The organism is Chryseobacterium jejuense (genome assembly GCF_900100075.1).
GTDB lineage: Bacteria > Bacteroidota > Bacteroidia > Flavobacteriales > Weeksellaceae > Chryseobacterium > Chryseobacterium jejuense.
The window spans coordinates 1,020,163-1,037,316 of record NZ_FNEG01000001.1 but is presented as its reverse complement, the minus strand read 5'-3'; the positions used below and the strand labels follow the sequence as shown (position 1 = coordinate 1,037,316).

The 17,154-nt window shown below is 35.8% G+C and carries 17 protein-coding genes; 6 read left to right on the top strand and 11 right to left on the bottom strand.

What is annotated here, in order from left to right:
* Positions 1-55: 55 nt before the first annotated feature.
* From BLS98_RS04665 to BLS98_RS04655, 3 genes are all read left to right on the top strand, one after another.
* Positions 56-715 carry a YggS family pyridoxal phosphate-dependent enzyme gene (locus BLS98_RS04665; protein ID WP_089734033.1) on the top strand — a complete coding sequence of 220 codons (660 nt, stop codon included), beginning with the start codon at positions 56-58 and terminating at the stop codon, positions 713-715.
* A gap of 55 nt (positions 716-770) precedes the next feature.
* The gene (locus BLS98_RS04660) at positions 771-1,955 is read left to right on the top strand and encodes a sigma-54-dependent transcriptional regulator (protein WP_089734031.1); all 1,185 of its coding nucleotides are present in this window, start codon (positions 771-773) and stop codon (positions 1,953-1,955) included.
* Between the two features lie 100 nt (positions 1,956-2,055).
* A complete protein-coding gene (locus BLS98_RS04655) occupies positions 2,056-3,417 on the top strand; it encodes an MATE family efflux transporter (RefSeq protein WP_089734029.1) in 1,362 nt (453 codons plus the stop codon).
* A 75-nt stretch (positions 3,418-3,492) separates the two neighbouring features.
* Here BLS98_RS04655 and BLS98_RS04650 read toward each other — a convergent pair whose 3' ends face one another.
* The 3 genes from BLS98_RS04650 to BLS98_RS04640 form a co-directional block, all read right to left on the bottom strand.
* Positions 3,493-4,038 carry a hypothetical protein gene (locus BLS98_RS04650; protein ID WP_089734027.1) on the bottom strand — a complete coding sequence of 182 codons (546 nt, stop codon included), beginning with the start codon at positions 4,036-4,038 and terminating at the stop codon, positions 3,493-3,495.
* Between the two features lie 17 nt (positions 4,039-4,055).
* On the bottom strand, positions 4,056-4,559 hold the full coding sequence (locus BLS98_RS04645) for a GNAT family N-acetyltransferase (RefSeq protein ID WP_089734025.1): 504 nt from the start codon (positions 4,557-4,559) through the stop codon (positions 4,056-4,058).
* A 339-nt stretch (positions 4,560-4,898) separates the two neighbouring features.
* The gene (locus BLS98_RS04640; RefSeq protein WP_089734454.1) at positions 4,899-5,459 is read right to left on the bottom strand and encodes a Crp/Fnr family transcriptional regulator; all 561 of its coding nucleotides are present in this window, start codon (positions 5,457-5,459) and stop codon (positions 4,899-4,901) included.
* A 75-nt stretch (positions 5,460-5,534) separates the two neighbouring features.
* Between BLS98_RS04640 and BLS98_RS04635 the strand changes: the two genes are divergently transcribed.
* Positions 5,535-6,224: an HAD family hydrolase gene (locus BLS98_RS04635; protein ID WP_089734023.1), complete on the top strand. Its 690-nt coding sequence runs from the start codon at positions 5,535-5,537 to the stop codon at positions 6,222-6,224.
* Positions 6,225-6,371: 147 nt separating this feature from the next.
* Here BLS98_RS04635 and BLS98_RS04630 read toward each other — a convergent pair whose 3' ends face one another.
* From BLS98_RS04630 to era, 3 genes are all read right to left on the bottom strand, one after another.
* Positions 6,372-8,774 (bottom strand): alpha/beta hydrolase family protein, encoded by a 2,403-nt coding sequence (locus BLS98_RS04630; protein ID WP_089734021.1) that lies wholly within the window; start codon positions 8,772-8,774, stop codon positions 6,372-6,374.
* 150 nt (positions 8,775-8,924) lie between these two features.
* On the bottom strand, positions 8,925-9,353 hold the full coding sequence (locus BLS98_RS04625) for a DoxX family protein (RefSeq protein WP_089734019.1): 429 nt from the start codon (positions 9,351-9,353) through the stop codon (positions 8,925-8,927).
* A 67-nt stretch (positions 9,354-9,420) separates the two neighbouring features.
* The gene (gene era, locus BLS98_RS04620) at positions 9,421-10,296 is read right to left on the bottom strand and encodes a GTPase Era (RefSeq protein WP_045496198.1); all 876 of its coding nucleotides are present in this window, start codon (positions 10,294-10,296) and stop codon (positions 9,421-9,423) included.
* Between the two features lie 422 nt (positions 10,297-10,718).
* Here era and BLS98_RS04615 point away from each other — a divergent pair, with 422 nt between their 5' ends.
* Both BLS98_RS04615 and BLS98_RS04610 read left to right on the top strand, forming a co-directional pair.
* Positions 10,719-11,282, top strand: coding sequence for a Crp/Fnr family transcriptional regulator (locus BLS98_RS04615; protein WP_089734017.1), 564 nt, complete (start codon positions 10,719-10,721; stop codon positions 11,280-11,282).
* A 586-nt stretch (positions 11,283-11,868) separates the two neighbouring features.
* On the top strand, positions 11,869-12,201 hold the full coding sequence (locus BLS98_RS04610) for a DMT family transporter (RefSeq protein ID WP_045496196.1): 333 nt from the start codon (positions 11,869-11,871) through the stop codon (positions 12,199-12,201).
* 66 nt (positions 12,202-12,267) lie between these two features.
* Here BLS98_RS04610 and BLS98_RS04605 read toward each other — a convergent pair whose 3' ends face one another.
* The 5 genes from BLS98_RS04605 to gpmI form a co-directional block, all read right to left on the bottom strand.
* The gene (locus tag BLS98_RS04605; protein WP_089734015.1) at positions 12,268-13,035 is read right to left on the bottom strand and encodes a class I SAM-dependent methyltransferase; all 768 of its coding nucleotides are present in this window, start codon (positions 13,033-13,035) and stop codon (positions 12,268-12,270) included.
* Positions 13,035-13,844 (bottom strand): type I methionyl aminopeptidase, encoded by an 810-nt coding sequence (gene map / locus BLS98_RS04600; protein ID WP_045496192.1) that lies wholly within the window; start codon positions 13,842-13,844, stop codon positions 13,035-13,037. Before map ends, BLS98_RS04605 begins: the two co-directional genes overlap by 1 nt.
* Before the next feature lie 86 nt (positions 13,845-13,930).
* A complete protein-coding gene (locus tag BLS98_RS04595; RefSeq protein ID WP_089734013.1) occupies positions 13,931-14,362 on the bottom strand; it encodes a BT0820 family HAD-type phosphatase in 432 nt (143 codons plus the stop codon).
* 99 nt (positions 14,363-14,461) lie between these two features.
* Positions 14,462-15,439 (bottom strand): acyl-ACP desaturase, encoded by a 978-nt coding sequence (locus BLS98_RS04590; protein WP_089734010.1) that lies wholly within the window; start codon positions 15,437-15,439, stop codon positions 14,462-14,464.
* A gap of 150 nt (positions 15,440-15,589) precedes the next feature.
* Positions 15,590-17,131 (bottom strand): 2,3-bisphosphoglycerate-independent phosphoglycerate mutase, encoded by a 1,542-nt coding sequence (gene gpmI / locus BLS98_RS04585; protein ID WP_089734009.1) that lies wholly within the window; start codon positions 17,129-17,131, stop codon positions 15,590-15,592.
* Positions 17,132-17,154 lie beyond the last annotated feature (23 nt).

The following is a 17,154-nucleotide window of genomic DNA, read 5'->3' as shown; positions in this document are numbered from 1 at the left end:
TTTTTCTATACGTTTAAACTTTGAACCTTAGTTTAAATTTCAGAAATTTGCATGTATGAGTATTAAAGAAAATTATAAAGCGATACAACATCAGCTTACTTTGGATGCACAACTGGTTGCCGTTTCAAAAACGCATCCGGTTTCTGCTATTCAGGAGGTTTATGATCTTGGACAAAGAGTCTTTGGAGAAAATAAGGTTCAGGAACTTATGGAAAAGGCTCCTCTCCTTCCTCAGGATATTCAATGGCATCTGATTGGGCACCTGCAGACGAATAAAGTAAAGTATATCGCTTCATTCATAGATACAATCCAAAGTGTAGATTCTGAAAAACTATTGGCTGAAATCAACAAAGAAGCTGCTAAGAACAACAAATCTATTAAAGTCTTGCTGCAGGTGAAAATTGCCGCAGAAGAAAGTAAATTCGGGCTTGAAATTTCAGAAGCGAAAGCTATTTTCCAACACTATATTGATGGAAGTTTTCCACATGTTGAAATTACCGGATTGATGGGAATGGCAACTTTTACAGACAATGAGCCACAGATCAGAAAAGAATTTTTAACCTTAAAGGCGCTTTTTGATGAATTAAATCAACTAAAACCTTTAAAAACCTTATCGATGGGAATGAGTGACGATTTCCCTATTGCGATTGAATGTGGCGCTAACTCTGTGCGGGTTGGATCTGCAATTTTCGGAAGAAGAGACTATTCCCAATAGAATTTTAGGTATGGTTTTTGCTAATAATTGAAACAAAAAATCTAAATTTGCGACTATGCAAAAAATCCTTATAGTAGAAGACGAAAAAGCAATCTCAGGAGTACTTCACAGTATTCTTTCTGACGAACTCACAGATTATGAATTTGTTATCGCCGAAGACGGCCTTGAAGGTTACAAACAGGTAGAAAAAGAAGATTTCGCGTTGGTGATCTCTGATATCAAGATGCCTAAACTTTCAGGAACCGAGCTTTTGAAGCAAAGTCTGTTATTAAAACCTGAAACTACTTTTATCATGATTTCAGGTCACGCAGACATTGATTCTGCCGTTTCATGCTTAAAAGAGGGTGCATACGACTTTATTTCCAAGCCCATTGATATCAACAGGCTTATTACCAGCGTAAAAAATGCTTTGGTTAAAGAAACGCTGAAGAAAGAAAACAAAAATCTTCAGACTGAAAATAAAACGTTAAAGAGAAAAGTAAACAAGAAGTACCAGATGATCGGAACCTCTCCTGCCTTGCAGAAGATTCAGGATATGATCGAAAAGGTTGCTGTTTCTGACGCCAGAGTTCTAATCACAGGACCAAACGGTGCCGGAAAAGAATTGGTAGCTCATGCTATTCACAACCAAAGTGAGCGTGCTAGAGGACCAATGATAGAAGTAAACTGTGCCGCTATCCCATCTGAGCTTATTGAATCTGAGCTTTTCGGACACGTAAAGGGTTCTTTTACCGGTGCAATTAAAGATAAGCAGGGAAAATTCGAGCAAGCTAACGGAGGAACTATTTTCCTTGACGAGATTGGAGATATGAGCCTTATCGCTCAGGCTAAGGTATTGAGAGCTCTTCAGGAAAGCAAAGTATCTCCTGTAGGAAGTGATAAAGAAATAAAAGTTGATGTAAGAGTAATTGCAGCAACCAACAAAAATATGCAGAAAGAAATTGAGGAAGGGAAATTCAGAGAAGACCTTTACCACAGACTTTCTGTAATTGAAATTTATGTTCCGCCATTGGATGACAGAAAAGATGATATCAAATTATTGGTTGAACATTTCTCCGGTATGATTGCTGATGAGCATGGTACTGCTATGAAAAAGTTTGATGATAAAGCTATTGATGCTTTAAAAGCGCTTTCATGGACTGGAAATATCAGAGAGCTAAGGAATGTTGTGGAAAGATTGATTATTCTTGGTGGAAATACTGTTTCTGAAAGTGACGTTGCAAGTTTTGTAAGGAAATAATACAACTATTATTACAATATTATAAAAATTTGCAGTACAACTACTGCAAATTTTTTTTTTGGACTATATGAATGATAAACGATATGAATCTTAAAATATTATGAAATTTTTAAACAAAAACTACACAAAAGAATGCCTGACTTTGGCTCTGCCTGTAATGCTTACTCAGGTAGGGCAAGTTTCAGTGAATTTATTTGACAATATTATTGTCGGGAAGCTATTAGGAGCAGATGCATTAGCCTCTGTTTCATTAGGAAATGCTGTGTTCTTCTCCATATTCGTATTGGCTCTTGGTTTTTCATTTGCCATACCGCCATTGGTTTCTGAAGCACACTCAAAAGAGGATCACGCTACTATTAATTCTGTTTTCAGTCATGGTTTTGTGATCAATATGGCTGTGGGTGTTATTCTTATGCTGGTATTGTTTGCAGTAATGCCTCTACTCTATCATTCCGGGCAGCCAGACAAGATCATTCCTGATACAATAGGCTTTTTAAGTATTATGGTGGTCAGTATGATTCCTATCATGGCCTTCCAGACGCTTCGTGAGGTTTCAGAAGGTTTATCCTATACCATTGGGGTTACCAAGGCGACTATTATTGCTAACATCATCAATATTGCTCTAAACTACGTGTTTATCAAAGGGCTTTGGGGAATTCCTCCAATGGGAGTACAAGGTTCTGCTTTGGCAACCTTAATCTCCAGAATCTTCATGGTAGTTTTCCTTTATTTTGTATTGCTGAAGGAAGAGAGAACGAGACGTTATATCAAAGATTTCTCTTTGAAAGTACAGGACTTTTCTAAAGCTATGTTTGATAAAATGGTAAGATTAGGACTACCTACAGCTTTACAGATGTTCTTCGAAGTGACTGCTTTTGCTGGTGCAGCATTCATCTGCGGATTAATTTCTGCTCATGATATTGCTTCTCACCAGATCGCATTAAGTATGGCTTCATTTACCTTCAACCTTTGCGTTGGATTTAGTGTGGCTTCTACAGTAATGATCGGAAGAAAATTAGGAGAGCAAAACTTTGTTGAATTGAGAAAAGTTGGGATCAATAACTTAAAGATTGCATTTGTCTTTATGTGCATCTGCGGATTGGTATTTATTCTGGGAAAAAACATCTTACCTACCTTCTTCACGAAAAAAGAAGAAGTGGAAGTAATAACATTAGCTTCAAAATTGATGATTATCGCCGCTTTATTCCAGCTTTCTGATGGAATTCAGGTAACAGCCTTGGGAATGTTAAGAGGTTTACAGGATGTGAAAATCCCGTCTATTTATACTTTCATCGCCTATTGGGTGATTACCATTCCTTTAGGATATTTCTTCTGTGTAACATTGGAAATGGGAGCTTTCGGAATGTGGATCGCTCTTGGACTAGGATTAACGGTTTCTGCCGTATTCCTTGTTAAACGATTCCTGAATATGTCTGCCAAACGAATTAAGCAGAATGCATAATATTTAAATAAAAAAGGCTGCTTCTACTGAAGCAGTCTTTTATTTTTCTCACAGATTATTGTGATTATGAATATTTTATATTATAATTCCACCATAGCCAAGGTAGGTTAGCTTTGCACCTTCAATAAAATCATTAAAACTTGTATTTTTATCAGCGTTTTCATTATAAAGTTCAAAATAATACTCATCAGGATTAGCACTATTTATTAATAGAGCCTTTGAAATTTCACTTTTCAGAAACTCATTGGTGCGGAATACCCAGAATTTAAATCTTTTGGTTTGGGGGTTTACATTCAGTAAAGGCAATTCATCCATTGCCAAAATCTTTATAATTGGGCTTCCATTGATAATCATTGGATTTAATAATCCACTTCCAATAAGCAGTTTAAATCTATTATCTAGATTTTCAGGAAATTCAATGCTATTAATCACATTTATAATAACTTTATCCTTTTCTATTGTAATCTGATATTTTGGATACTTTGAATATTCTTGTTTTATATATTTGGTTTCAAAATGCTCTTTTGCAGGATGGTATTTCCCACTATTAATATTTTCTGTTTGTCCCTTCCCTTTAATAAAAAGAAACAATACTAATAAAGCTGCAAATATTCTATTCATGGTAAATAATTAAAAATTTATCTAATTCTTCTCCCTAAAATCTTCAGACTTCGTTCAATGCCATCCAAAACAGCTACATCAGGAAGTGTTCCCCAATCTTCAAATCCAAAATGTCTGAACAGCTTTAAACTTGGTTCATTGTGAAGGAAAATAAGCGCAACCAGGTTATTCACTCCAAATTTCCCCGCATTGTCAATACAATACTGAAGAATTGTTTTGCCATACCCTTTTCCTCTGCAGCTTTCATCCAGATAAATACTCACCTCCACGGTTCCACTGTAAGCAGATCTTTCATGGAATGAACTGAAGCTTACCCATCCTACAATCTGTCCACCACCATCTTCTACTATCCAAAGGGGTCTGGTCTCAGGATTATGCTCATTAAACCATTGTACTTTACTTTCCACGGAAACTTCTTCTACATCTGCTGTCACCATTCTTGAGGCGATGGTTGAATTGTAAATGGCTACAATTTTATTTAAATCGGCTAATTCGGCATTTCTGAATTGTATATTTTCCATGGGTTATTATATTTAATATTTACGGTGCAAAAATAATAAATTTTAAAAACACCCTATCAATTTTTACCGAAAATTCAATTTCAAAGTAAAAAAAACACACAAACACCCCTTGAAAAACTCTCAAAGGTGTAATAAAATTTGATATTGGAAATTTTTAAGACGCAAAGATTTTATCTTCAATAAAATTGAATACTGCATATATTATGGCCACGAATGCACGAATAATCTATTAATGTGTAAAATCTATGTGCCTATGTGGTTAATAGAAATTTTATTTTTACCACATAGACACATAGAATATAGTAATGAAAAATGCGCCTTTACTTTTTCCAACAACTTTTATTTAAGATCCTTCAGGATTCTATTTAAGCTTCTTACTGTAATTCCGAGATATGCAGCCATATCTTCTTTGGATATCTGAATATTCTGTTTAGATTGCATTTTAAGCAATTGAGTAAGCGTATGTTCTACCGTATAAAGCTGCTGGTATGAAGCTCTACTTGACGTATTAATAATTCTTTCTGCAAAGGAATTCAGTAGTAAGTTATTTAAGACAAGATCTTTTTGAATCAATTCATTAAAATATGGTAGACTTATGGTGTAAGTCACAACATCCGTTAATGCTTCAATACCGCACAGGCAAGGAATGTTTTTAATCAATTCTACTTCACCGAGGATTTCACCGCTTCCTAAAAATTCAACGATATATTCTTTTCCATTTTCTTCCTCAAAGTAACATTTCGTAATTCCATCTTTAATCAGCATGACTTTAGGAACGGATTGATCCTGAATCAATAATTTCTGTCCTTTAGAAAATGATTCCAGAATAATATTTTCTCCGGTTCGTTGGCTATAAAGCTTTTCAAGATGGCTTAAAAATGACTGATTTGTTCGTAACATAGGTCTCTGGGACAATTGTCCTTTGCTGATTTGTTTTTTATATAGAAATTTGAAGCAGAAATTTACAAAACTAAAATGAATAATCACATCACAACTATAGCTTTTGACGCAGATGATACTCTTTGGATTAACGAACCTTACTTCCAAGAAGCAGAAAAAGAATTCTGTGCATTGCTTGAAGATTATCTTCCTCACCATTCCGTATCTCAGGAGCTTTTTAAAACAGAAATGAAAAACCTCCATTTATACGGATATGGAGTAAAAGGATTTATGCTTTGTATGATTGAAACTATTGGGCGAGTTTCAAATAATACAGCCTCCTTACAATTGGTTAATAAAGCTATTGAACTGGGTCAGGAACTCCTTCAGAAACCGATTGAGCTTTTAGATGGAGTTACAGAAACACTTGAAAGTTTAAAAGGAAAATACAGGCTTGTAGTAGCTACAAAAGGAGATTTACTGGATCAGGAACGTAAACTGAAAAATTCTGGATTACAGGATTATTTCCACCATATCGAAATTATGAGTGATAAAAAGGAAAATGATTACAAAAAACTGCTAAAGCATCTTGACTGCCAACCGGAAAATTTCCTGATGCTTGGAAACTCCATTAAATCGGATATTTTGCCTGTATTGGAAATTGGTGGATCAGCTGCTCATATTCCTTATCATATTACATGGAGCCATGAACAGCATGAGGTGAACCTGGAGCATGAAAACTTTATGGAATTGAAAGCTATTAATGAGATCTTATCATTTCTTTAATCATTGAGATTGATTAAGCTCCTAAAATAGTAAGTAAAAGCTTCATTTAAAGTTAGATTTCCTTATTCTTTTACAATAACTTAGAGCTTTGCATATCATTCCATAAAAATAAAAATGCTGTCCCATTTCTGAGACAGCATTTTTCTATTATTTTTTCAGACATTTTTCTAGGAACTGATCTTGCTCCCATAAAACGTGGAATATATTCTCTTTCGCCTGATATCCGTGGGATTCTTTTGGAAGAAGAACCATTCTTACCGGTGCCCCAAGGTTTTTCAGTGCCTGGAAATATCTTTCCGTCTGCAGAGTGAAAGTTCCCGGATTATTATCTGCATCACCGTGGATCAGAAGCAATGGTGTTTTCATTTTGTCTGCATTCATAAACGGAGACATGGTATTATAGATCTCCGGAACATCCCAATAGTTTCTTTGCTCACTCTGGAAACCAAATGGCGTCAACGTTCTGTTGTAAGCACCACTTCTAGCAATACCACAAGCAAAAAGGTTGGAATGCGTCAATAAGTTAGCCGTCATAAACGCTCCATAAGAGTGCCCCCCAACAGCTACTTTCTTTTTATCGATATATCCTAACTGGTCTACTGCATTAATAGCTGCATCAGCATCCGCTACCAATTGAGTAATAAAGGTATCATTTGGCTCTGTTTTTCCTTCTCCGATGATTGGGAATGCTGCATTATCTAAAACAGCGTATCCTTTAGTTACCCAGTATACGAAAGATCCGTAATAAGGAAAAGTAAAGTCATTATCGTTTTGTGTACTCTGTCCTGCAGTATTCTTATCTTTATATTCTCTCGGGTAAGCCCAGATTAATAAAGGTAATTTTTCTTTTTTAGCTTTTCTGTCATAATTTGCAGGCAGATACAGAGTTCCGGTTAAAGTAACCCCATCATTTCTTTTGTAAGTAATGACTTCTTTGTGAACATCTTTAATACTTTCAAAAGGATTTGCAAAATGAGTTACTGCTTCAGCTTTATTGGATTTAATATTCTTTTTGTAGAAGTTGGGATATTGGCTTGATGATTCCTGCGTTGTTAAAATCTCTCCCTTTGAAGGATTTAAAATATCTACAATGCTTTCTTTCGCTCCTTTAAGATTAGAAGTATATATTCTTTTCTTCTTTAAAGACTGAATATCCATCTCATCAATAAACGGATGCTGTCCATCTTTTGTAAACCCATCTCCTATCAGGTAAGCTTTACCACCTTTTAAATCAACAACAGATCTGCCATATTGGTTTTTCACTGTATTGAATTCACCCGGGTCACTGTAAACATCCTGAGAGTTTCTATCATCAATAACTTTTGAGTTACCATTATTAAGATCAACCAGGAATGTTTTGGTATTTCTTGTATCATACCATTCTTCTGAAACTAATGCATAATGATCATTCGTCCAGTCTACATCCTCAAATCTCTGTTTGATTTTAAAAAATGATTTAGGAGCTGCAGTAAACGGAGCTTCCCAGGTGAAGATTTCATCTCTGTATTCTGCCGTTTTGTATTGATCTCCACCGTCAAGAGCTTCTGTAAAGACTAACGTTGCCGGAACATCGCTTCTCCATGACATCTCTCTCTTTCCTGTTCTTACCGATGAAAAACCTTTTGGCATAATTTCATTAAGAGGAATTTCATTCACCACTTTTACCGTATTTCCTTTCGTATCATATACGGTTGTAGCCATAGGGAATCTACTCAAAGGAACAATATAAGAGAATGGCTTTTTAATGACTGAAGATAACAGGTAATTTCCATCAGGAGAAAAACTTAATCCTGTGTACATATCCTGATTCATTACCTTTTTAAGGTTTCCGTTCAGATCTACATTGAATACCTCTGAAGTTACCAATGTTTCAAAGTTCTTCTCATCCTGTGGGTTCTTCAAAAGATCCTGATAGGTTCTGTTCTGAGAAACTTTCCCATCTGCTGTGGAAACAATGGGCCCTGTCGGAAGATCTTTTCCTGAGTCAATTAAAGCAGGTCTGTTTTGAGGCAGCGTTCGGATTAATAAGCTTTGAGAATCATTATACCAAAGATATGGAGTTCCTAAATTGGCATTCAGGATGTCGCCGGTAATCTTTTTGGCAGTAGCAGATTCCAGATCTACCATCCACAGCTCTACTCCTTTATTGGTTGTATTGGTAAAAGTCAGCTTCTTTTCATCCGGTGAAAACTGTACGTAAGCAATTTTAGCTCCTGTAGGCAGGTTCTTCACCTGAACTTCATTTTTATCGCTGAACTTTCTTATTTTAAGGTTGTTGAAATACGTCGTAGTACTTGCAATATTCGTAACCGGGTTGATTCTTAAACCACCCAGTTTCATTTCCTGCTGGTTAAGATCATCCAGTGTTTTATATGTTGAACGGTAAGTAAAAACCACCCAATCTTTTTTGTTGTTCATTAAAACAGCCGGTGGTCTTTCATAATCTGCCAGTTTCAGGATTTCGGCAGAAGGTTTTTGATAAGTAATATTCTCCTGTGCATCATAAAAATTGAGAAATGCCAGAAGGCAGATTGTCAGTTTTATCTTCATATAGATTCATTTTCTACGAATGTAGTGATTTTTGAGATAAATAAGTGTAAAATTCCATCTGAAATCCCTAATAACAAAGACATTCTTAAAAATAACTCCAATAAAAAAGAGCACCCAAAGGTGCTCTTGTCTTATTATATTGTAAAGTTTTTACCAGTCTGAAGCTCGTTTTCTTCTCTCAATCATATGATCTACAGAAACCTTTCCGGCTCCGATAATCATCAGAAGAAGATATACTGAAAGATAAATAAGGCTCATTTCTCTTTTTTCAAAAGGATCAGCGCCATGAACTACAAATCCTGCAATAACCATTGTAAAGATCAGAAAACCCAAGGAAACCCTTGTGAAAAGTCCTAATATTAGCAGAATTGAACATACAAATTCAGCAAGTACTGTAAGAATAAGGGTAATCTGTGGCCCCATTCCCAGAAAATCAAAAAATTCAATTTTACCGCCTGCCAATAACATTTGGAGCTTAGGGTATCCGTGAGAAAGCATTGCAAAACCCACAAATACTCTCACTGCTAATAAAATAATATCTTTTGGTATAGAGCTCGAATTTGAATTATTATAGTTCATTTACTAAAAAATTTAGACTAAGGTAATAAAAATCTTTTAATACAACGGGCTTTACAGCATTTTTAGTCTATCTGTAACCGAAATTTTTAAGGTCTCTGTCATTCTTTCTCCAGTCTTTTTTCACTTTCACAAATAAATTTAAGTGAATTTTCTTGGAAAAAAACTTCTCAAGGTCTAATCTTGCTTCTGTACCTACCTTTTTGATTGCTTCTCCTTTATGTCCGATAATGATTCCTTTTTGGGTATCTCTTTCTACATAAATAATAGAATCAATGAAAATAATTCCTTCCTTTTCTTTGAACTGTTCAGTCACAACCTCTACAGAATATGGAATTTCTTTATCATAGTTCAAAAGGATTTTTTCACGAATAGCCTCATTCACGAAAAATCTTTCAGGTTTATCTGTATACTGATCCTTATCGTAATAAGGTGGGCTTTCAGGCAATAAAGATTTTAATTTAGGTAAAATAACTTCCGTATTAAAGGCATTCAAGGCAGAAATGGGAAGGATTTCCGCTTTTGGAATCCTATTATGCCAAGTTTCTACCAATGTTTCAAGACCTGCCTGATCTGTCTGATCTACTTTGTTTAATAATAAAAGTACAGGAACAGGGATTTTATTTAATTTATCAATTAAGAACTCTGAAGGTTCGGCTTTGTCTGTTACATCAACAATAAACAGAAATACATCGGCATCCTGAAGGGAATCCTTTACAAAATCCATCATCTTTTCCTGCAATCCGTATTTAGGATCCAATACTCCTGGAGTATCGGAAAACACGATCTGAAGGTCCTCTTCATTATAAATACCAAAAATTCTGTGACGGGTTGTCTGGGCTTTCTGCGTTACAATCGCCAGCTTCTCTCCCATTAATTGGTTAAGAAGTGTTGATTTTCCGGCATTGGGCTTTCCAACTATGTTTACAAATCCAGCTTTGTGCATAAAAATAATATTACGAACTGCAAAGTTACTAAAACAAAATTGGTCTTTACGGTTAATCTCAATATTTAAAAGAAAAAAAGCGAGTTATTTGTCTTTGGAGTACATTTCAAAAGATTTTTGAAGAGATTCTAGCACTCGTCTTTTAAACTTATCTATTTTAACCACAAAGTCACAAAAGCTTTTAACACCTAAGTTCACTTTAGAAAGTTTACAATGATACTGCAAGAAAGAACACTTACGTTTTGAAAACCATACATTTTCATGGGTTTGCAAGAAAATATCGAAATTTAACATGACCCTCCTTTAATGGAGTTACACATCCATTGGCAGCTCTTTGTATTCCTTTATCACAAAAAACCACAAAATAATTTTGTATTGCATTGCCTAAAACTGATATTTTTGAATATTAGAATTCATCTTTTATGAATATAGACCAGATTCTTGACCAGATTTATATCCTTCCGGAAGCCTCCAAAAATAGCTTAAAAGCATATATCACTGAAGTTTCACACCCCAAAGGGTATTGTCTGATGGAAGCAGACAAGGTTATTCCTTTTATTTATTTTATCCGTAAAGGAATTGCCCGTGCCTATTCTTCTACTTCGGACAATGATATTACATTTTGGTTCGGAAGTGAGGGCCAGTGCGTTCTTTCTATGAAGAGCTATGTGGAAAGCAAACCCGGCTATGAAAGCATAGAGCTGCTTGAAGACTGTGATCTGTACATTTTGGAAACTGAGAATTTAAGAAGACTCTTTAATGAGGATATTCATATTGCCAATTGGGGAAGAAAGCTTGCGGAAGCAGAGATGATAAAATCTGAAGAACTGATTATTTCAAGACAATTCAAAACTTCTCTGGAGCGATACAAGGATATTATTCAATATCAACCTGATCTGCTTAAAAGAGTTCAGCTTGGCCATATTGCCTCCTACCTTGGCATTACGCAGGTGAGTTTGAGCAGGATACGGGCGGAGATTAAATAATATTGTGTTTTATGGATGGGAGCTAGAAGATGGAGGATGGAAGTACTATTCTGCTTAACGACTAAACTTCAGCATCTATAAAAGATTTTTTAAGTTTTGGCTAAAGCCAATAGAATAAACATTTATTTTAAAAGCGGACTAAAGTCCGCTTCTATTGATATTATAGGGTCTGTAATATCAATGCTGCTTATTATTAAAAAAGAGACAACTACGGATGGGAGCTGGAAGATGGAGGATGGAGGATGGAAGTACTATTCTGCTTAACGACTAAACATCAACATCCATAAAAGATTTTTTAAGTTTTGGCTAAAGCCAATGGAATAAACATTTATTTTGAAAGCGGACTTTAGTCCGCTCCTATTGATACTACAGGGTATATCATATTAGTATTGATGATTATTTATTGAAAGAAAAGTAAATAGATAACAGCTTTATATTCATTGATAAAAATAACAGAAAATCCGGTTCGGACTACCGCAGCTTCCCTCTTCCAGCCTCCAGCTTCCTTACCAAAATATCATTTTTTAACAATTGTAAAATTTTTTCTCCTTTCAAATGCAGAAATTTGCAGTAGAAAAATTTAACAATGAATTGGATCATATTAGTTATCGCAGGATTATTTGAGGTTGCCTTCGCATCATGTTTAGGAAAGGCAAAAGAAACATCAGGAACTGAGATGTATTTGTGGTATACAGGTTTCCTGATAACCATGACGATCAGTATGCTTCTTCTGATCAAAGCTACTCAGACGCTGCCTATTGGAACAGCATATGCGGTATGGACAGGAATTGGAGCCGTAGGAACAGCTTTAATGGGAATTATCTTCTTTAAAGATCCTGTAAGCTTTTGGAGAGTTTTCTTTATTGTAACTCTTATTGGTTCTGTTGTAGGACTAAAAGCAGTGTCTTCATCACACTAACAATTGCATAAACATCTATCAATACTTTAAAATGAAAACCGTCTTCAAAATTTGAAGACGGTTTTTTTATTTTTTATAGACTATAGGTAAGATTTCATTGCTTCTTAACCCAAATTTCTTTATTTCTTCTTCGGGAAATTTCTGCGAATAGAAATTAGGCTCTACTTCAAAACCTGCTTTTCTTAAGCGCTCGAAATAATCCATTCCGTACCAACGAACGTGATCGTATTGGCCAAAATGTTTCTGGCGTTCTTTCGGATCTTTGATGGTAAAGTCTTCATAGGTTTTTTCCAGTGAATTTTTCATCGGAACCTGAAGAATTCCCCATCCACCGGGTTTCATCACCCTGTACAATTCACTCATCGCTTTTGCATCGTCTTCAATATGTTCCAGCACGTGGTTACAGAAAACGATATCAAAACTGTCATTCTCGAAAGGTAAATCAAGAATATCAGCCTTCACATCTACAATGGGAGAATAGAGATCTGCAGAAATATAATTCAGATTGCTCATTCTCTTGAATTTTCTTAAAAATTCCTGTTCAGGAGCAATATGCAGTACTTTATAATTTTTAATGAAGAAATCGGTTTCATTCTGAAGATACAGCCACATCTGACGGTGTCTTTCCAGACTTAACGTCCCAGGTGAAAGAGCATTTTCTCTTTGTTTTCCATAGCCATACGGCAGAAACTTGCGGTAAGATCTTCCATCAATAGGATCATAAAACTGATCTCCTTTGAAAAACTGATAAATAAGCGGTCTTGCCCAGATGCTCATTTTAATAAGCATTGGACGTGGAATTTTGTTCAGTAAAAGCTTAGTTATCTTTTTCATTAAAAATCCAGTTGGAAAGGCTTTTCTTCGTCACTTACGATTCCTAATGCTTCATACACATAATCAAATGTGGAAAGCAATACCGGCTTACCATTGATTACGGCTACATCATGCTCAAAGTGTGCAGATGGCAGGTTATCTAAAGTAGTTACCGTCCAGCCATCGTTATGGAATTTTACTTTTTCAGTTCCAAGGTTAATCATCGGCTCAATAGCAATTGCTAAACCGTCTTTGATTACTTTACCGCTTCCCTGTTTTCCATAGTTAGGAACTTGTGGATCTTCGTGCATTTGTCTTCCCAAACCATGTCCTACAAGCTCTCTTACCACTCCATATCCTTCTTTTTCACAATGTGCCTGGATAGCGTGAGAGATATCTCCGATTCTTTTTCCTCTGATACATTGCTCGATTCCTTTATAAAGGGATTCTTTAGCAACTTTCAATAGTTTTTTAACTTCCGGTTTTACTTCACCGATTTCAAAGGTATAAGCATGATCTCCTACAAATCCGTTCAAAATAACTCCACAGTCTACAGAAAGAACATCTCCTTCTTTTACTACTTCATTATTCGGGAAACCATGAACTACCTGCTCATTTGGAGAAATACACAGAGAGTTCGGGAAGCCTCCGTATCCTAAAAATGCAGGTTCAGCACCGTGATCTTTAATAAAATCGTGTGCCAATTTATCTAAATATAAAGTCGTAATTCCCGGCTTAATTTCTTTTGCCAACATTCCCAATGTTTTAGAAACCAATCGGGCGCTCTCCTTCATCAGACGCAGTTCGTCTATTGTTTTTAATTGAATCATTGTATTAATTTACCAATGTATTAATATATCAGTGTAACACGATCAATTGATGGATGAGTACACTGTTAGATTGTTATTTTTTTATTTTACCAGAAAAGTCCTTTTTTCTTTTCTTTTTTAAGCTTTGAATAAGCTAAAACTTCTCCTCCTTCTACACGGAATTCTATTCTTTCCTGAATGATATTGTAGATTTCACCCCATCCAGGGAATCCACCAATATTTCTATCATCAATGAACCAGTCCGCATCCAATTTTCTGGATTGATTTGCTGAATCAAAAACTTCTCCTTCGAAACTTGAATTGATTGCATAAAATTCAATTCCATTTTTTTTACAGAATTCTACTGCTTCATCTAACGCTTGCCCGTGTCTGTATGTCCAAAGAATAAGTCTGAATCCTTCTGACTGTAATCTTTTCAGAGTCTCAAAAGCAAAGATCTTTGCCTTTCCGATTCCCGGATAAGCGTCATCAACAATAGTCCCGTCAAAGTCAACAGCAATCTTTTTATTATTTAACATTTTGTTCTTTTTTTAGCTTTGCAAAGATAAGAAATAAAAAAGAGTGCCAAAAAGAAAGGCACTCAATACTTTTATAATTTAAAATAATAATATGGGCTACTAGCTCTTAACCCAGTTAAACTGGAACTGAAGATCCGGAGTAGAAACTCTGTCTGTGATCTTCTGTAGTCTTGCAGGAAGCTTCATCAGATATTCCTGAGCTTTTTCTGCTTTTTCTGTAAGACCTTTTACGTGCTCAATCTTCCATTCATCTAACAAATCTTTCATAATATTGATATAATCATTACCTGTATATACCATACATCTTTGTGCAGCATCTGAGAAATGTCCCCAAAGTTCTCCTGCCTTCTGTCCTGACTGTCTCATTAAGTGAGCAGGCATTACGATTTTCTTACGCATCATATCTTCGAATGCAAGAATCATTTCTGATGGATCTACTTCAAGGATTTTAGCTACGAAATGTTTGTAAGCTTTTGCGTGTCTTGCCTCATCTGCAGCAATTACACCACACATTTTAGCAAGTTTTCCGTTTCCTGATTGCTTGGCCAATGTTCCTACTCTTCTGTGAGAAATATTGGTTGCTGTTTCCTGGAAACTGGTGTAAATGAAGTTTCTGTATGGGTCCATACTTGTACCCAAATCAAATCCATCATTAATAAGGTATTGAGTAGTAATTTCAACTTCTCTCATATTTACTCTACCGCATAGGTAAAGATATTTATTCAATAGATCTCCGTGTCTGTTTTCTTCTGCTGTCCAGGCTCTCACCCAGTTAGCCCAACCTAGTTTTTCTTCCTGATTGATACCGTCAACTCCCATTAACCAAGATTCGTAAGATGGAAGTGCTTCTTCTGTGATACAGTCTCCGATTAGTGTTACGAAAAGATCATAAGGCATTTCACGGGCAAAAGTCTGAATTTCTTCAAGGTCATGTTTAAATTCATCGCTTGAAGGATCTGGTAGGTAATCTGAGGGCTGCCAAATTTTTTCAATTGGCGTTAAAAATTTATCAAGAAAAGAACCTACTTCCTTTTCCAATAATCCCATTACTTCTTTCCTAACAAGCTTTTGATACATTTTACTATTCAGTTTTTAATTAGCAAAGATATGATTTATTTATTATTTAACGCATAATAAAGTATGCAAGTCATACCTTATCTGACATAAATCATAAAAAAATGCCGATATATAGTTATAACGGCATTTTTTTAACAATATTATTGAATTTTAGTTAACTAAAATATCTCCTGTCATTGCATTTGGTATTTCAACGCCCATTACTTTCAGGATTGTAGGGGCTACATCGCCCAGTTTTCCTGGTTTTAAGCTCCATGTATGGTCTTTATCCATCACAATAAAAGGAACTAAATTGGTTGAGTGCTGTGTATTAGGTGTTCCGTCCGGATTCAGCATTACATCTGAGTTTCCGTGATCTGCAAGAATGAATACTGTATATCCGTTTTCATAAGCAGCAGTGGCTACTTTTTCGATGCATGCGTCTACTGTTTCTGCAGCTTTTACAGCGGCTTCAAAAACACCCGTGTGTCCTACCATATCTGTATTGGCAAAGTTCAGACATACAAAATCAGCAGTTCCCTGCTCTAGTTCCGGAACAATAGCATTGGTGATATCGTAAGCTGACATTTCAGGCTTTAAATCGTAAGTAGGAACATCCTTAGGGCTTGGACATAAGAGTCTTTTTTCCCCATTGAACTCCTCCTCTCTTCCTCCTGAGAAGAAGAAGGTAACGTGTGGATATTTTTCAGTTTCAGCGATTCTGATCTGAGTTTTTCCATTCTTCTCCAATACTTCACCCATGGTTTCTGTTAAAACATTTTCATCAAAAACAACCTGAACATTCTGGAATGTCTTGTCATAATTGGTTAATGTAATATAGTTAAGGTTAAGTTTCTTCATAGAATATTCAGGGAAATCCTTTTGGGAAAGAACTTCTGTAATTTCTCTTCCTCTGTCTGTACGGAAGTTGAAACAGATCACCACATCATTTTCGATAATTTTTGCGACCGGCACCACGTTTCCTGTAGCAGTTGTATTTACTAAAATAATTGGTTTAAGGAATTCATCTGTTACATTATTAGCATATGAATCTTTAATAGCAGCCAGTGCATCTCTAGTTTCGAATCCAACTCCTTCTACAAGGGCATCGTAAGCTAATTTTACACGTTCCCATCTTTTATCTCTGTCCATTGCGTAGTATCTTCCTACCACAGTAGCCAGTTTTCCGGTGGTTGCTTCCATATGGTTCTGAAGCTCTTCAATAAAGCCTAATCCAGAATGTGGATCGCAGTCTCTTCCGTCTGTGAATGCATGTACAAAGACATTGTCATTCAAACCGAATTCTTTGGCTGCGGTTAATAACCCTTTCAGGTGATTGATATGTGAGTGTACTCCTCCATTGGACACCAATCCGATGAAATGTATTTTTTTATTTTCCTTTTTAGCATAATCAAAAGCGTCCTGGATCACTTTTTCTTGTCCTAATGTTCCGTTTTCAACGGCCATATTCAGTTTTACCAGATTTTGGTAGACAACTCTTCCGGCTCCAAGGTTCATGTGACCTACTTCGGAATTCCCCATCTGTCCGGCAGGAAGACCAACCGCTAAACCGCTTGCTTCAAGGGTTGTGTGTGGAAATTTTTGATAACAACTATCTATAAATGGTGTATTTGCTTTGTCTATGGCAGAAACGTCCGGGTTTGTTCCCAATCCCCATCCGTCAAGAATTGCTAATATTGCTTTTTTTGACATTTTGTAAAACTTTAGTATACAAA

Excerpts from the sequence above, each read along its gene's own strand:
- BLS98_RS04610 (WP_045496196.1), top strand. The coding sequence starts at position 11,869 with ATGAATTGGATCATATTAGTTATCGCAGGATTATTTGAGGTTGCCTTC.
- BLS98_RS04615 (WP_089734017.1), top strand. The coding sequence starts at position 10,719 with ATGAATATAGACCAGATTCTTGACCAGATTTATATCCTTCCGGAAGCC.
- BLS98_RS04590 (WP_089734010.1), bottom strand. The coding sequence starts at position 15,439 with ATGTATCAAAAGCTTGTTAGGAAAGAAGTAATGGGATTATTGGAAAAG.
- BLS98_RS04630 (WP_089734021.1), bottom strand. The coding sequence starts at position 8,774 with ATGAAGATAAAACTGACAATCTGCCTTCTGGCATTTCTCAATTTTTAT.
- BLS98_RS04665 (WP_089734033.1), top strand. The coding sequence starts at position 56 with ATGAGTATTAAAGAAAATTATAAAGCGATACAACATCAGCTTACTTTG.
- map (WP_045496192.1), bottom strand. The coding sequence starts at position 13,844 with ATGATTCAATTAAAAACAATAGACGAACTGCGTCTGATGAAGGAGAGC.
- BLS98_RS04660 (WP_089734031.1), top strand. The coding sequence starts at position 771 with ATGCAAAAAATCCTTATAGTAGAAGACGAAAAAGCAATCTCAGGAGTA.
- BLS98_RS04645 (WP_089734025.1), bottom strand. The coding sequence starts at position 4,559 with ATGGAAAATATACAATTCAGAAATGCCGAATTAGCCGATTTAAATAAA.
- era (WP_045496198.1), bottom strand. The coding sequence starts at position 10,296 with ATGCACAAAGCTGGATTTGTAAACATAGTTGGAAAGCCCAATGCCGGA.
- gpmI (WP_089734009.1), bottom strand. The coding sequence starts at position 17,131 with ATGTCAAAAAAAGCAATATTAGCAATTCTTGACGGATGGGGATTGGGA.
- BLS98_RS04635 (WP_089734023.1), top strand. The coding sequence starts at position 5,535 with ATGAATAATCACATCACAACTATAGCTTTTGACGCAGATGATACTCTT.
- BLS98_RS04655 (WP_089734029.1), top strand. The coding sequence starts at position 2,056 with ATGAAATTTTTAAACAAAAACTACACAAAAGAATGCCTGACTTTGGCT.
- BLS98_RS04595 (WP_089734013.1), bottom strand. The coding sequence starts at position 14,362 with ATGTTAAATAATAAAAAGATTGCTGTTGACTTTGACGGGACTATTGTT.
- BLS98_RS04640 (WP_089734454.1), bottom strand. The coding sequence starts at position 5,459 with ATGTTACGAACAAATCAGTCATTTTTAAGCCATCTTGAAAAGCTTTAT.
- BLS98_RS04605 (WP_089734015.1), bottom strand. The coding sequence starts at position 13,035 with ATGAAAAAGATAACTAAGCTTTTACTGAACAAAATTCCACGTCCAATG.
- BLS98_RS04625 (WP_089734019.1), bottom strand. The coding sequence starts at position 9,353 with ATGAACTATAATAATTCAAATTCGAGCTCTATACCAAAAGATATTATT.
- BLS98_RS04650 (WP_089734027.1), bottom strand. The coding sequence starts at position 4,038 with ATGAATAGAATATTTGCAGCTTTATTAGTATTGTTTCTTTTTATTAAA.